The following is a 499-nucleotide window of genomic DNA, read 5'->3' as shown; positions in this document are numbered from 1 at the left end:
CCAAGCGAATCGTACGAGGCGCCGCGGCTGTACAAGAGAAACCCGCGTTGTTTGTCTTCGAAGATTCCTTGCTTCAGGGCGTTGTCGAATAGCCGGATTGCAAGCTCGAAATCTTCCCGGTCCTTTGCCAAAAATCCTGCTTGTGCCAGTTCAAGAGCGGTACGCTGCGCAAAGCTTGGTGACGCATTAGCGGCCATCATCACCGTAGCAGTGACAAGGAGCAGGTGCCGAAATTGTTTGAATAAACGTTTCATCGATCGGTTCTTCCGCACGCTTGCCTGAATTTAGATTTTTGAAAGCACGCCAGAAGGTGCTGGCATCATATCAAACCTGTCAATCCGGGAAATGGGGCGTTAGGCCCGCGTTAGGCCGGTTGGCGCAGCAGCCGACGAGGTGGAATCCTAGCTCGACTGTTGTAGGGCGGGGTTTCCAAGGATTTGGGCCGCTCCGGGCGCTTACGTCAGAAGCGTTGCCCTTGCGCCAGCGTCGGGTTGAGAAG

At 55.1% G+C, this 499-nt stretch carries 1 protein-coding gene; it reads right to left on the bottom strand.

Annotated features, from left to right (window positions below):
* On the bottom strand, positions 1–254 hold a 254-nt coding region (locus AACY08_RS28925; RefSeq protein WP_339472506.1), incomplete at its 3' end, for a hypothetical protein.
* Positions 255–499: the final 245 nt, after the last annotated feature.

It is taken from the genome of Pseudomonas sp. EL_65y_Pfl1_R83 (genome assembly GCF_963970695.1).
Lineage (GTDB): Bacteria > Pseudomonadota > Gammaproteobacteria > Pseudomonadales > Pseudomonadaceae > Aquipseudomonas > Aquipseudomonas tritici.
Note: the sequence above shows the minus strand (reverse complement) of the source record. Positions and strands in the feature narration are given on the sequence as shown.